At 68.9% G+C, this 12518-nt stretch carries 10 protein-coding genes and 1 pseudogene; 7 read left to right on the top strand and 4 right to left on the bottom strand.

Annotation, left to right across the window (positions count from 1 at the left end; all coding sequences use genetic code 11):
• Window positions 1-166: 166 nt before the first annotated feature.
• Window positions 167-1069, bottom strand: coding sequence for a LysR family transcriptional regulator (locus tag AX018_RS09480; protein ID WP_111877049.1), 903 nt, complete (start codon window positions 1067-1069; stop codon window positions 167-169).
• A gap of 197 nt (window positions 1070-1266) precedes the next feature.
• Here AX018_RS09480 and AX018_RS09475 point away from each other — a divergent pair, with 197 nt between their 5' ends.
• Complete coding sequence (locus AX018_RS09475; RefSeq protein WP_111877048.1) at window positions 1267-1995, top strand: pirin family protein; 729 nt, start codon at window positions 1267-1269, stop codon at window positions 1993-1995.
• 169 nt (window positions 1996-2164) lie between these two features.
• Window positions 2165-2806 carry a type III effector gene (locus AX018_RS09470; RefSeq protein WP_111877047.1) on the top strand — a complete coding sequence of 214 codons (642 nt, stop codon included), beginning with the start codon at window positions 2165-2167 and terminating at the stop codon, window positions 2804-2806.
• A 136-nt stretch (window positions 2807-2942) separates the two neighbouring features.
• Here the strand turns inward: AX018_RS09470 and AX018_RS09465 are convergent, their stop codons facing one another.
• Complete coding sequence (locus AX018_RS09465) at window positions 2943-5027, bottom strand: molybdopterin-containing oxidoreductase family protein (protein ID WP_111877046.1); 2085 nt, start codon at window positions 5025-5027, stop codon at window positions 2943-2945.
• Between the two features lie 127 nt (window positions 5028-5154).
• Here AX018_RS09465 and AX018_RS09460 point away from each other — a divergent pair, with 127 nt between their 5' ends.
• The gene (locus tag AX018_RS09460) at window positions 5155-6297 is read left to right on the top strand and encodes an ABC transporter substrate-binding protein (RefSeq protein ID WP_111877045.1); all 1143 of its coding nucleotides are present in this window, start codon (window positions 5155-5157) and stop codon (window positions 6295-6297) included.
• 42 nt (window positions 6298-6339) lie between these two features.
• Here the strand turns inward: AX018_RS09460 and argE are convergent, their stop codons facing one another.
• Entirely contained in the window at window positions 6340-7503 is a 1164-nt protein-coding gene (gene argE / locus AX018_RS09455; protein WP_111877044.1) for an acetylornithine deacetylase, read from the bottom strand.
• 78 nt (window positions 7504-7581) lie between these two features.
• Between argE and AX018_RS09450 the strand changes: the two genes are divergently transcribed.
• The 4 genes from AX018_RS09450 (at window position 7582) to AX018_RS09435 (ending at window position 12233) form a co-directional block, all read left to right on the top strand.
• Entirely contained in the window at window positions 7582-8784 is a 1203-nt protein-coding gene (locus tag AX018_RS09450) for a M20 aminoacylase family protein (RefSeq protein ID WP_111877043.1), read from the top strand.
• 509 nt (window positions 8785-9293) lie between these two features.
• Entirely contained in the window at window positions 9294-11093 is a 1800-nt protein-coding gene (locus tag AX018_RS09445) for a methyl-accepting chemotaxis protein (RefSeq protein ID WP_111877042.1), read from the top strand.
• A gap of 60 nt (window positions 11094-11153) precedes the next feature.
• Window positions 11154-11408 carry an acyl-CoA-binding protein gene (locus AX018_RS09440; protein WP_111877041.1) on the top strand — a complete coding sequence of 85 codons (255 nt, stop codon included), beginning with the start codon at window positions 11154-11156 and terminating at the stop codon, window positions 11406-11408.
• A gap of 534 nt (window positions 11409-11942) precedes the next feature.
• Window positions 11943-12233, top strand: a complete 291-nt coding sequence (locus tag AX018_RS09435; RefSeq protein WP_111877040.1) for a glycine-rich domain-containing protein — start codon at window positions 11943-11945, stop codon at window positions 12231-12233.
• Here the strand turns inward: AX018_RS09435 and AX018_RS25215 are convergent.
• Window positions 12219-12518: pseudogene (locus tag AX018_RS25215) on the bottom strand (IS4 family transposase); the annotation flags it as partial. The gene AX018_RS09435 and the pseudogene AX018_RS25215 sit on opposite strands and share 15 nt — an antisense overlap.

The raw sequence follows: 12518 nt of genomic DNA, 5'->3' as shown, positions 1-12518 counted from the left end.
GGCGGCGCACGGGGCACGGGGGCCACGCCCGGCCACGCCCGGGCCCGCCGTGCAGGCCCCGTGGACTCCCTGGCGTGCGTTTCAGGCAGAAAACCCGTCCATGTCGCCGTATTTATTGGGAAGTATGCTATATAAAATGTAGCAAATCGGTGGCAGGCCCGCGGCGTCAGGCCGGCAGGATGCCCGGCAGCAGCGGCCGGGCCAGCCGCTCGCGCCACCACTGCAGCGCGCGGCCGCGGGCCTCGGGCTTCCAGGCGAGCCAGAAGGTTTCCTCGGGCCGGGGCTCCTCCACCGCGCATTCCACGAGCAGGCCGCGCGCCAGCTCGCCGCGCACGCTGGCGCGCGGCACGAAGCCGTGGCCCAGGCCGTCCACCTGGCAGGCGATCTTGGCCGGCATCGAGGGCACGGTGATGCGGTGCTGCCCGAGGTGCAGGCCCACGGTGCGGTCGCCCAGCGCGCGGGCGCCGTCGCCCACCACGATGGCCGCGTGCTCCAGCAGGTCGCTGCGCGAGAGCGGCCGGCCCCGCCCGGCCAGCGGGTGCGTGGGCGCCACGCAGAAGACGAATTCCAGGCGGCCCACGGCCACGGCCTTGTAGCCCCCGCCCGAGGGGCCTTCGCCCGCCGCCACCACGATGTCGGCGCGGCCGTCGCGCAGCGCCTCCCAGGTGCCGGTGAGCGCCTCGCAGCCGATGCGCAGGCGCGTGCCGCAGTCCAGCGCCTCGAAGGCGCGGATGTCCTCGGCGAAGGCGCTGGTGGGGATCAGCGAGTCGTGCACCAGCCGCAGCTCGGTCTCGAAGCCCGTCGCCACCTGCCGCAGCCGCGATTCGAGCTGGCGCGCGGCGGCCAGCAGCCAGCGGCCTTCCTTGAGCAGCTCCTCCCCCGCGGGGGTGAGCGCCACGCGCGGGCCGTTGCGCGTGAAGAGCGCGATGCCCATCTGCTCCTCCAGCCGGGCGACGGCGTAGGAGATGGTGGAGGGCACCTTGTGGAGCTGTTCCGAGGCCCCCGCGAACGAGCCGTGGCGGGCGATCGCATCCACCAGTTCGATGGCTTCCAGGGAGAGTCTGAGCATGGGGTTCCGTCCTTGATCCAGATCATCGAAATTATCGATGATGGACGGCGAAACCTTTCAACCTGATGCATGTCAAGGCGCCCGATACTTTCTCCATCGACGCACTGAAAGCGAAACGACCCCTCTGGATACCCCCGGGGAGGTCTGCCCCGAAGACAGTGTGAATACCATCGAAAGTGAATGAAAGGAAACGCACCATGCTCGACATCCGCAAGGCTTCCCAGCGCGGCCACGCCAACCACGGCTGGCTCCAGTCCCGCCACACCTTCTCGTTCGGCCACTACCACGACCCGGCGCAGCAGGGCTTCTCGGACCTGCTGGTGATCAACGACGACCGCGTGGCGCCCGGCCAGGGCTTCGGCACCCACCCGCACCGCGACATGGAAATCTTCTCGTACGTGCTGGAAGGCGCGCTCGAGCACAAGGACTCCATGGGCACGGGCTCGGTGATCCGCCCCGGCGACGTGCAGATGATGAGCGCCGGCACCGGCGTGCGCCACAGCGAGTTCAACCCCTCCGCCGAAGCGCCCGTGCACTTCCTGCAGATCTGGATCGTGCCGGGCCTGCGCGGCGCCGAGCCCCGCTACCAGCAGCGCCACTTCACCGACGCCGAGAAGCGCGGCCGCCTGCGCCTGATCATCTCGCCCGAGGGCGAGGACGGCGCCCTCGGCGTGCACCAGGACGCCCGGGTCTATGCGGGCCTGTTCGACGGCGCCGGCGAATCCGCCACGCTGGACGTGGGCCCCGGCCGCAACGTCTATGTGCACGTGGCGCGCGGCAGCGTCGCGGTGAACGGCGAGCGCCTCGCGGAAGGCGACGGCGCCCGGGTGCGCCAGGCAGGCGCCCTCACGTTCTCGGCCGGCGAGGGCGCCGAGGTGCTGGTGTTCGACCTGCGGCCGCAGGAGCTGCCGTCGATGCCGCAGTGAGCGTTGCGCGTTGTTCTTGCCTGGGGTTATCCCGAGATACTTCGCTAAATGACAGCCTAATTCGTTCGGGCCTTGGGCTTTACCTTTGGTGGCTGGCATTCTCGGAAGGAATGAATGCTTTTCCTTTATGGCTGGCGCTCAAAAGCGTTGCTGAATCCGTGGAATCACAATGGACAATATTTCTGGATCATCTTCTCGCTCATCCCTGCGTCGCTCCATCGATGAGTTGGTCCAGCGCGTAAGTGACCGGACACAACTATCGACAACGGGCTATCAAACCGCCATGGGGCGGCTCAACAAGTCCCATAAGTCGGATGACGATTCCTTGATGACGCTGCGCAGGGCTCAGCAATACCGGGAAACGGCCAAACGCACATTCTCCTCTGAGACGTTGAAAAAATTGGCGGATCTTCAACAGAGTCGGATCTATCGTACGTCCAGCGGCAACCTGCGGGGTGCTATTGAAATGAGCCCGGAGCAACTGACGAAATGCATTGAGAAGTGCAGGGAAGCCGGATTCTCGAATTGCGACATACAAGCATTGGAGATCGGCTTGCATTTGCGGCACAAGCTTGGAATCTCCGACTTCAAGATTTACAGCAATCACAAGCTGAGCCACAACTATGTGGTTATCGATCCGAATGACGAATTTCCCAAAGGCGCCATCGTTGATTCATGGACCGGCCAGGGCGTGCGGGATCTGGATTTGAAGACGAAACTGAAGTTTCAGCATAGAGATGGAAACTACCAGATCAATCACAACATGCACGAATGGGTCAATGCCTACGGGGCAGACCACGTGATCGACTGATGTAGTACGGCGTGTAGGGCACGCCCTGTCGGGTGATTACCCAGTGCATGAAGATGACGGTGGCGCATGTTCTCCTTTGAAACGCGTCACAGGTCGTCGTTTTCGCTCTGGCCGGGCCAGGGCACGCAGAAACGGATCAGGTACCGAGCAATTCCACCTCCACCGCGCAGTCGTAGAACGTGGGTGCGGCGCCCATGTCGGTGAGGGCCTGGCCGGTGACCTCGTTCACGTTGGTGCCGTTCATGCCGAACTTGCGCCACCAGATGCCCAGGCCGTGGACCACGCCCGCGCGTGCGCGGCCGTTGAGCGTGGCGCGGCACTGGTAGCTGCCCCGGTCGTTGAAGACGCGCACGGCGGCGCCGTCGTCGATGCCGCGCGCGGCGGCGTCCTCGGGGTGCATCTCCAGCACGGGCTCGGTCTCGATGTTGCGCAGGCTCCGGACGTTCACGAAGGTGGAGTTGAGGAAGTTGCGCGCGGGCGGCGAGATCATGGCCAGCGGGTAGCGCGCGCCGGGCCGGCCGGGCTCGTGGTTGGGCAGGTAATCCGGCAGCGGGTCGAGCCCCTGCGCGGCCAGCCGCGCGCTGTGGAATTCGCAGCGGCCCGAGGGCGTGGGAAAGCCGCCTTCCGCGAACGGTGCATCGGGGATGGGCAGGGTGGCGAAGCCCGTGCCCAGCAGTTGCTCGAAATCCACGTGCGGGCCGTAGGCCTGGTGGCACAGGGCCTCGTCGTCGTCCGCGAAGCAGGGCTCGGTGAAACCCATGCGCGCGGCCAGCTCGCGGAACACCTGGGCGTTGGATTTCGCCTGCCCCAGCGGCGCGATGGCCGGGCGGTTGAGCAGCACGTCGGTGTGGCCGTAGGCCACGTGCACGTCCCAGTGTTCGAGCTGGGTGGTGGCGGGCAGGATGTAGTCGGCATGGTCGGCCGTGTCGGTCTGGAAGTGCTCCAGCACCACGGTGAAGAGGTCTTCCTGCGCGAAGCCGCGCGCCACCTTGGCCGATTCCGGCGCCACCGCCACGGGGTTGCTGTTGTAGACCACCACGGCCTCGATGCGCGGGCCGAAATCCGGCGAGGCCGCGCGCAGCAGGTCGTCGCCGATGGTGGACATGTTGACCGTGCGCGGCCGCAGCCCGGCCGGGACCAGGTCGGGCCGCTGCAGCGCCGCGCGCTGCACGGGGAACTGGCCGGAGCTGGACAGCAGCAGCCCGCCCGCGCGGTGCCGCCACGCGCCCACGAGCGCGGGCAGGCAGGCCGCGGCGCGCGTGGCGTTGCCGCCGCCGCGCGCGCGCTGCATGCCGTAGTTGAGGCGGATGGCCGCGGGCCGCGTGGTGCCGTAGTCGCGCGCGAGCTGGCGGATCTGCTCCACGGGCAGGCCGCACACGGCGGCGGCGCGCTCGGGGGGCCAGGCCAGGGCGCGCTCGCGCAGGCCCTCCCAGCCCAGCGTGTGGCGCGCGATGTAGTCGTGGTCCAGCCAGTCGTGAACGATCAGCTCGTGCATGAGGGCGAGCGCCAGCGCGCCGTCGGTGCCCGGCAGCAGCTGCAGGTGCTCGTGGCACTTGTCGGCGGTCTCGCTCTTGCGCGGGTCGATGCACACCAGCTTGGCGCCCGCGCGCTTGGCCTGCTGCGCATAGCGCCAGAAATGCAGGTTGCTGCCGATGGAGTTGCTGCCCCAGATCAGGATCAGCCCGGATTCGGCGAAATGCTCCACCTTCATGCCCACCTTGCCGCCCAGCGTCTGGTTGAGCCCCTCGCCGCCGGCCGAGGCGCAGATGGTGCGGCCCAGCAGCGACGCGCCCAGGCGGTGGAAGAAGCGCCGGTCCATGCTCTCGCCCTGCACGAGGCCCATGGTGCCGGCGTAGCTGTAGGGCAGGATGGCCTGCGGATCGCGCGCGGCGATGGCCGCCAGGCGCGCGGCGATGTCGGCGAGCGCCTCGTCCCAGCCCACCGGCTCGAAGCGGCCGCTGCCCTTGGGGCCGGCGCGCCGCAGCGGCGTGAGGATGCGGTCGGGGTGGTTCGTGCGCTCGGCGTAGCGCGACACCTTGGCGCACAGCGCGCCGTCGGTATGGGGGTGGGCCGGGTTGCCCTGCACGCGCACGGCCACGCCGTTCTCCACCGTGGTGAGGAAGGCGCAGGTGTCGGGACAGTCGTGGGGGCAGGCGCCGCGCACCTGGATGGTGGAGCCCGCTCCGGCAACCGGGGCGGAAGGGGGGAGATTCGTGGACATGGTGCTATAGCGGCCGATACACTCCGCCAACACTCGGGGGTGGGCGGGGAGGCCTCGTCTTTTCCGGATGATTTCACACAGCCCGCCCTTTGCGGACGGAGCCATCACAACGCACGGGGATTTCACCATGAAGCATGTTTCGCTGGCGCGCAGACGGTTTTCCATCGGCCTGGGAGCCGCCGCGGTCGCGGGGACCGGCCTGGTGCGTTCCCAGGGCGAGGGGCCCATCGTGCTGGGGCAGTCCGCGCCGTTCTCGGGGCCGGCCGCCCAGCTGGGCGTGCAGTTCCATGCGGGCGCCAAGCTTTACTTCGACCTGCTCAACGCGCAGGGCGGCATCGGCCGCCGGCCGGTGGAGCTGAAAACGCTCGACGACGGCTACGAGCCCGACCGCTGCGCCGCCAACACGCGCAAGTTCATCGAGCAGGACGTGCTGGCCCTCTTCGGCTACGTGGGCACGCCCACCAGCCTCGCGGCGCTGCCGATCTTCTCGCAGGCCAAGGTGCCGTTCTTCGCGCCGTTCACGGGCGCCGAGGCCCTGCGCCAGCCGTTCAACCGGCTCATCTTCCACGTGCGCGCCTCCTACAACGACGAAACCGCCGTGATCGTGCGCCAGCTCACCAACCTGGGCATCCACAAGATCGGCGTGTTCCACCAGGACGACGCCTACGGCAAGGCCGGCCTCGAAGGCATTACCGCGGCCCTCGCTGAACAGAAGCTCAAGCCCGTCGCCGAGGCCACCGTGGCCCGCAATTCCGTGGACGTGGCCGCCGCCGTGAAGAAGCTCGTGGCGGCCCAGCCCGAGGCCATCGTGCAGATCACCACCTACGCGGCCAGCGCCGCCTTCGTGCGCGCCGCGCGCAAGGCGGGCTATGGGGGCACGGTCTACAACCTCTCCTTCGTCGGCACGCAGGCGCTGGCCGACGCGCTGGGCAAGGACGCGACCGGCGTGGTGGTCTCGCAGGTCATGCCCTCGCCCTACCAGTCCACGCGGCAGATCGCGCGTGAGTTCCAGGAGGCCGTGAAGAAAGCCGGCGGCAAGGTGCAGATCAACTATTCCAGCATGGAAGGCTACGTGGCCGCCCGCGTCTTCACCGAAGGGCTGCGGCAGGCCGGCGGCAAGGTCACGCGCGATGCGCTCATCAGCGGCCTGGAGGCCCTGGGCAACGGGCAGGTGTCGGGCTTCCCGATGAACTTCAGCGCGGGCAGCCATGCCGGCTCGCGCTTCGTCGAGATGTCCATGCTGACCGGCGACGGCCGCGTGCGGGTGTAGCAACCCCCGCGCTTTGCCCGCGGCGCCGCGCTGCGCGGGAGGTCAGGCGCCGCCGAAGTCCCGCGTGTCGGCCAGGCCGCGCATGAAGGCCTCGCAGCGCGCGAGCTGCTCCAGGCTCACGTATTCGTCGGGCTGGTGCGCCTGCTGGATGCTGCCGGGCCCGCACACCACGGTGGAGATGCCCGCGTTCTTGAAGAGGCCCGCCTCGGTGCCGAAGGCCACGAGCGTGGTGCCGGCCTCGCCCGCGAGGCGCTGGGCGAGCCGCGTGACCGGATCGCCCGCGCTGCCCAGGAAGCTCGGGATCTCGCAGATCGGCTCGAAGGTGAAGCCGGCGCGCGGCGACACCGCCTGCATCGCGGGCTCCAGCGAGCGCGCGTAGGCCACCACCTCGGCCTGCATGCGCGCGGCGTCGGCCGTGGGCAGGTCGCGGAATTCGTAGCGGAACTCGGCGTCGCGCGGCACCACGTTGTCGGCGATGCCGCCGTGGAACTGCCCCACGCTGGCGGTGGAGAAGGGCACGTCGAAGCCGTCGAAGCGCGCTTCCTCGCGCTCGAAGCCCTCGGCCATGTCGCGCACGCGGCCCACCACGCGCGCGGCCATCTCGATGGCGTTCACCGAATGCGGCGTGAGCGAGGAGTGCGCCTCCTTGCCGCGCACGCAGCAGCGGTAGCGATAGACGCCCTTGTGCGCGATGGCCGGCACCATGTTCGTGGGCTCGCCCACGATGCAGGCGAGCGGGCGCACGCCGGCATCGCGCAGGTCGGCGATGAGCTCGCGCGCGCCGAAGCAGCCCACCTCCTCGTCGTAGCTGAAGGCGTAGTGGATGGCGAAGGGCGCATCGCTTTCCAGGAAGCGCTGGGCCTGAGAGAGCGCGATGGCGATGAAGGCCTTCATGTCGGCGCTGCCCCGGCCGTAGAGGCGGCCGTCCCGCACGGTGGACGAGAGCGGGTCCACGCTCCAGTCCTGGCCGTCCCAGGGCACGGTGTCGGTGTGGCCCGAGAGGATGATGCCGGCCGGCTTGCCCTCGCCCAGCGTGGCGAAGAGATTGGCCTTGGTCTTGCTTGCGTCGTGCGTCAGCCGGCATTTCACGCCCAGGCGCGCGAGTTCCGTCCGCACGAAATCGATGAGTTCCAGGTTCGAGCGGTGGCTCACGGTGTTCATGCGCACCAGGGCCTGGGCGAGCGAGAGGGCGTGGTCGGAAATCATCGTGCGAGGTGGAATAACCCTGTCTGGTGCGCTCGCGGGGGCAGGGCTAGACTGTCAGAACCAAGGAAGACATCCATTATGAAACTCATCGATTCGATCGTCACCGAGGCTGCGGCCATCGCCGCCGTGCGCCGCGACATCCATGCCCATCCGGAACTCTGCTTCGAGGAAGTGCGCACTGCCGACATCGTGGCCGCCAAGCTTGCCGAGTGGGGCATCCCCGCCCACCGCGGCCTGGGCAAGACCGGCGTGGTGGGCATCGTGCACGGCCGCGACGGCGGTGCCTCGGGCCGCGCCCTGGGCCTGCGGGCCGACATGGACGCGCTGCCCATCACCGAGTTCAACACCTTCGCGCACGCCAGCACCCACCCCGGCAAGATGCACGCCTGCGGCCACGACGGCCACACGGCCATGCTGCTGGGCGCGGCCCAGCATCTCGCGCGGCACCGCGATTTCGACGGCACCGTGTACCTCATCTTCCAGCCTGCGGAAGAGGGCGGCGGCGGCGCGCGCGTGATGATCGAGGACGGCCTCTTCACGCAGTTCCCGGTGGAGGCCGTGTTCGGCATGCACAACTGGCCCGGCATGAAGGCCGGCCAGTTCGCGGCGAGCGCGGGCCCGGTGATGGCCTCGTCCAACGAGTTCCGCATCGTCATCCGCGGCAAGGGCTGCCACGCGGCCATGCCGCACATGGGCATCGACCCCGTGCCCGTGGCCTGCCAGATGGTGCAGGCCTTCCAGAACATCATCAGCCGCAACAAGAAACCGGTGGACGCGGGCGTGATCTCGGTCACCATGATCCACACGGGCGAGGCCACCAACGTGGTGCCCGACAGCTGCGAGATGCAGGGCACGGTGCGCACCTTCACCATCGAGGTGCTCGACATGATCGAGCGCCGCATGAAGCAGGTGGCCGAGCACGTCTGCGCCGCGCACGACGCCGTGTGCGAGTTCTCGTTCCACCGCAACTACCCGCCCACCGTGAACTCGCCGGCCGAGGCCGACTTCGCGCGCAAGGTGATGCAGGGCATCGTGGGCGAGGCCGGTGTGATCCCGCAGGAGCCCACCATGGGCGCGGAGGACTTCGCCTTCATGCTGCAGGCCCGGCCCGGCGCCTATTGCTTCATCGGCAACGGCGAGGGCGCGCACCGCGAGATGGGCCATGGCGGCGGCCCCTGCACGCTGCACAACCCGAGCTACGACTTCAACGACGACCTGCTGCCCCTGGGCGCCACCTACTGGGTGGAGCTGGCGCGGCAGTGGCTCGCCACGCCGAGATGAACGGCACCCCCTGAGGCGCCTCGCACCTTCCCCCTCTCGTGCCTCGCTTGCGCGATGCGGGAGGGGGACGCCGCCAGCGCGGCGGGGCGGCCCTTGCGCGGCGGCCGCTGGCCTGGCCGCGCCGGTTCCATGCGTTGCGGGTAGCGTGCAGCGCCATGGAAAACGGAGAGGGTGAACATGTTCCGAGCGCGCGGCCGGTGCCGGTCCGCCGCGTGGACGCATGCCCTGATTCCGCGTGACGGATCGCCGGGGCGCAGGGCGCGCCGTGAAACCGCCCGGCTCGGGCCTTCCGGGGTCGCCAGGGCGCCCGGCCGTGCCGCTGCATGGGACGGCGCGACGAAGCGCGACGAAAAATCCCCGTCCGATCCCGCTCTGCCTCTGGCCTTTTTCGGCATTCCCGCAAACAATGGCCCCACTAAATCAATTCCACCACAGGCCGTGACCGTGGTCGGTTGAGCGCATATCAGGGAGGGTCTGCGGCCGTTCACCCACTGCGGGAGGGAGAAACCATGGCGTTTCAACGGTCGGGCTGGACTCTGGCCCAGCGTCTCGTGGCGATCAATGGCGCCATGTTCGTGTTGCTGGCGGTGGTCACGGCCGCTCTCTGGATCATGATGGCGCGGCTCAGCCGCGATGCCGAAGTCGTGCGGGCCTTCAACGTTCCGCAGCTCCAGCGCATCGCGGACCTGGAGCTCAACGTGACGCGGGTGTCGCTGCAACTGCGCCATGCGATCCTCTCGCGCAACCCCGAGGAGTTGAACGCCACGCTGGCCGACATCACCCAGAAGAAGGTACTGCTGCTGGACACGCTGGACGCCTTCGGCAAGGGCATGATCTCGGACGACGGCCGCCGGGCCTATGAGCCGCTGCCCGCGCTCATGCAGGATTTCTGGGCCGTGGGCACCGAGAACCTGCAGCTCATCCAGGCCGGGCGCAAGGAGGAGGCCTTCGCCTTCCTCGTGGACCGCACCATCCCCGCGCGCAACCGGCTGCTGTCGCCGCTCGGGATCGAGAAGGCGCGGCAGGTCGAGCGCCTGTCGGACCGCATCGGCGAGGTGCAGCAGTTCGCGGACTTCGGCCGCAACATCGCCACGGCGGCCATGCTGGCGGTGGTGGTCTGCCTCGCGGGGCTGGGCCTGTACCTGCGGACGGTGGTGCGGCAGCTGGGCGGCGATCCGCCCGAGCTGCGGCACGTGGCGCTGGCCGTGGCGGAGGGCGATCTGTCCGTGCCGGTGCCCGTGCGCTCGGGCGATGCCGGCAGCATCATGGCCGGGCTGGGCGACATGCGCGAGCACCTGTCCGGGGTGGTGGCCACCGTGCGCTCCAGCGCCGAGAGCGTGTCGGCCGCCAGCAGCGAGATCGCGGCGGGCAACCACGACCTGTCCTCGCGCACCGAGCGGCAGGCTTCGGCGCTGGAGCAGACCGCCGCGTCGATGGAGCAGCTGGGCTCCACCGTGCGGCAGAACGCCGACAGCGCGCGCCGCGCCAACGAGCTGGCCCAGGCGGCCTCCAGCGTAGCGGCCCAGGGCGGCGCGGTGGTGGCGGACGTGGTGGGCACCATGAAGGGCATCCACCACAGCAGCAGCCAGATCAACGACATCATCGGCGTGATCGATTCCATCGCCTTCCAGACCAACATCCTGGCGCTCAATGCCGCCGTGGAAGCGGCCCGCGCGGGCGAGCAGGGCCGGGGCTTCGCGGTGGTGGCGGCCGAGGTGCGCACGCTCGCGCAGCGCAGCGCCACGGCCGCCAAGGAGATCAAGTCGCTCATCACCGAGAGCGTGGAGCGGGTGAACCGGGGCAGCGCGCTGGTGGACAAGGCCGGCGCCACGATGACCGAGGTGGTGGCCTCGATCCGCCGCGCCACCGACCTCATGGGCGAGATCAGCGCGTCCAGCTCCGAGCAGAGCCAGGGCGTGGACCAGATCGCCGAGGCCATCACCCACGTGGACCAGGCGACCCAGCAGAACGCCGCGCTGGTCGAGCAGATGGCCGCGGCCGCGAGCAGCCTGCGCATGCAGGCGGCCGAACTGGTGCGTGCCGTGGCGGTGTTCCGGCTGGGCGCCGGGGAGCCGCATGGCGGCCCGGCGCCGGTCGCCGCCGTGCACCTGCACCCGGCCCCTGCGCCGCAGCCCCCGGCTCCGAGGGTGGAGCGCCCCGCCGCGCGGCCGGCGCTCGCGGGGGCGGGAGAGGCTCGCAGGCTGGGCCATGGGGCTCCCTCCGCGCCCAAGGCGCCCGCGCCGTCCGCCCCGCCGGCGGCGCGCGCCACCGCCACGGCAGGGGCCTCGGACGATTGGGAGACGTTTTGACTGACGTTTTAAGATAGGTGCTCGACCCCTTCACACCGACCACCCGGAGACCGAGCCCCCATGTCCGACCTGAACGCCGCTTTCGAAACCGCCGTCGCCAACTCCAAGAACCTCAGCGAGCGCCCGGACAACCCCACGCTGCTCAAGATCTACGCGCTCTACAAGCAGGCCACGGCGGGCGACAACGCCGAGAAGAAGCCGAGCTTCACCGACGTGGTCGGCCGCGCCAAGTGGGACGCCTGGGAGAAGCTCAAGGGCACGGCCGGCGATGCGGCCAGGCAGCAGTACATCGACCTGATCGAATCGTTGAGTTGAACCGGGCGTTTTTGCATTCCGCCGATGCCATTGCGGTGCCGTGCATCGGTGCTTGGGGTGGACATGGGGAATGTTGGAGCCGGGCGGCCGCGCAGAGCGTGCCGCCCGGGCGGCGCACGGCCTGCCGACCACCCGGGACGCAGTTCGGTGCCAGGTGTCTGGTGGGATCGTGCGCTGCACCTACCAGTGGCCACAGGACAGGGGTTCCCGTGCGGGGCATTTCGCGGGCGCGCATCACCCTGTAGCAGGCGTTCGCCCGCGTCGTCGGCGCCATGCATTCCGAACCAGACCGATAAGGCCTTCGGCTTTCGAATCACGCCTTCGCATGGCCGCAGGGACAGTTCGCATCAAAGGAACAAGATCAATCCTATTGTTTCAAAAAGAAAAAGATGATGCTCGCCACATCATTCCGGCTCACCGCGCGTTTCCCCCGAAACCCGGAGCTTGCCGGACGTCTCCGGACATGGCGGATCGGGGGGGGCAACCGGTAACAGGCAGATGAAAACCGCTTCGACAGCTCCCATCCCCCAGGCCATGGCGAAACGGTTCCGCACCGGCACATGGATCGCGGTGTCCGTGATGCTGGCTTTTGCCGGGCGTTCTGCCGCGGCGGACCTGGTCCTGCTGGACACCCACCAATACAACGCCAACGGCTATACGCTGACGGTGCCGGCCAATGCAGTGTCCATGGCGGTGGAGGTCTCGGGCGGCGGCGGCGGCGGGGCGGGCTCCGATCTGCAGGGGCCCGGTGGCAACGGCGGCAGCGCGGCCCACGTGCAGGCGACCATCTCCCTGAGGGGCCAATGCCAGTCAGTTAACAGCTGACTGGCATTTTTTCGTTGGGAACTTGTGCGCTCTGTTTTTGACCTCGCGCGGGTAGGTTCGCTCAGGTCGCCGTGGCGGTAGGACGAAGTAGTGGGCCTGTTGCAGCAACTGATCCAGCCGTTGGGGCAGCGTGCCCGGTGTGGCGAGGCTGGCTGAGTTGAGCAGACCGACGATGGCATGCTGGGCCGTATGGAAGCTGATGCGCACAGGCTGCACGCCCGCGTGCTCAGCCATCTTGCGCATCCATCGGCGCAGCAGCGTATAGGCAATCAGCAAGCCCCACAG

Origin of the sequence: Paracidovorax anthurii, assembly GCF_003269065.1 — a bacterium.
Classification (GTDB): domain Bacteria; phylum Pseudomonadota; class Gammaproteobacteria; order Burkholderiales; family Burkholderiaceae_C; genus Paracidovorax; species Paracidovorax anthurii.
This window is presented reverse-complemented; position numbering and strand designations above follow the sequence as displayed.

Bases quoted from the DNA above. Each gene is read 5' to 3' on its own strand.
- AX018_RS09465 (WP_111877046.1), bottom strand. From the start codon at position 5,027: ATGTCCACGAATCTCCCCCCTTCCGCCCCGGTTGCCGGAGCGGGCTCC.
- AX018_RS09445 (WP_111877042.1), top strand. From the start codon at position 9,294: ATGGCGTTTCAACGGTCGGGCTGGACTCTGGCCCAGCGTCTCGTGGCG.
- AX018_RS09475 (WP_111877048.1), top strand. From the start codon at position 1,267: ATGCTCGACATCCGCAAGGCTTCCCAGCGCGGCCACGCCAACCACGGC.
- AX018_RS09450 (WP_111877043.1), top strand. From the start codon at position 7,582: ATGAAACTCATCGATTCGATCGTCACCGAGGCTGCGGCCATCGCCGCC.
- AX018_RS09480 (WP_111877049.1), bottom strand. From the start codon at position 1,069: ATGCTCAGACTCTCCCTGGAAGCCATCGAACTGGTGGATGCGATCGCC.
- AX018_RS09470 (WP_111877047.1), top strand. From the start codon at position 2,165: ATGGACAATATTTCTGGATCATCTTCTCGCTCATCCCTGCGTCGCTCC.
- AX018_RS09460 (WP_111877045.1), top strand. From the start codon at position 5,155: ATGAAGCATGTTTCGCTGGCGCGCAGACGGTTTTCCATCGGCCTGGGA.
- argE (WP_111877044.1), bottom strand. From the start codon at position 7,503: ATGATTTCCGACCACGCCCTCTCGCTCGCCCAGGCCCTGGTGCGCATG.
- AX018_RS09435 (WP_111877040.1), top strand. From the start codon at position 11,943: ATGGCGAAACGGTTCCGCACCGGCACATGGATCGCGGTGTCCGTGATG.
- AX018_RS09440 (WP_111877041.1), top strand. From the start codon at position 11,154: ATGTCCGACCTGAACGCCGCTTTCGAAACCGCCGTCGCCAACTCCAAG.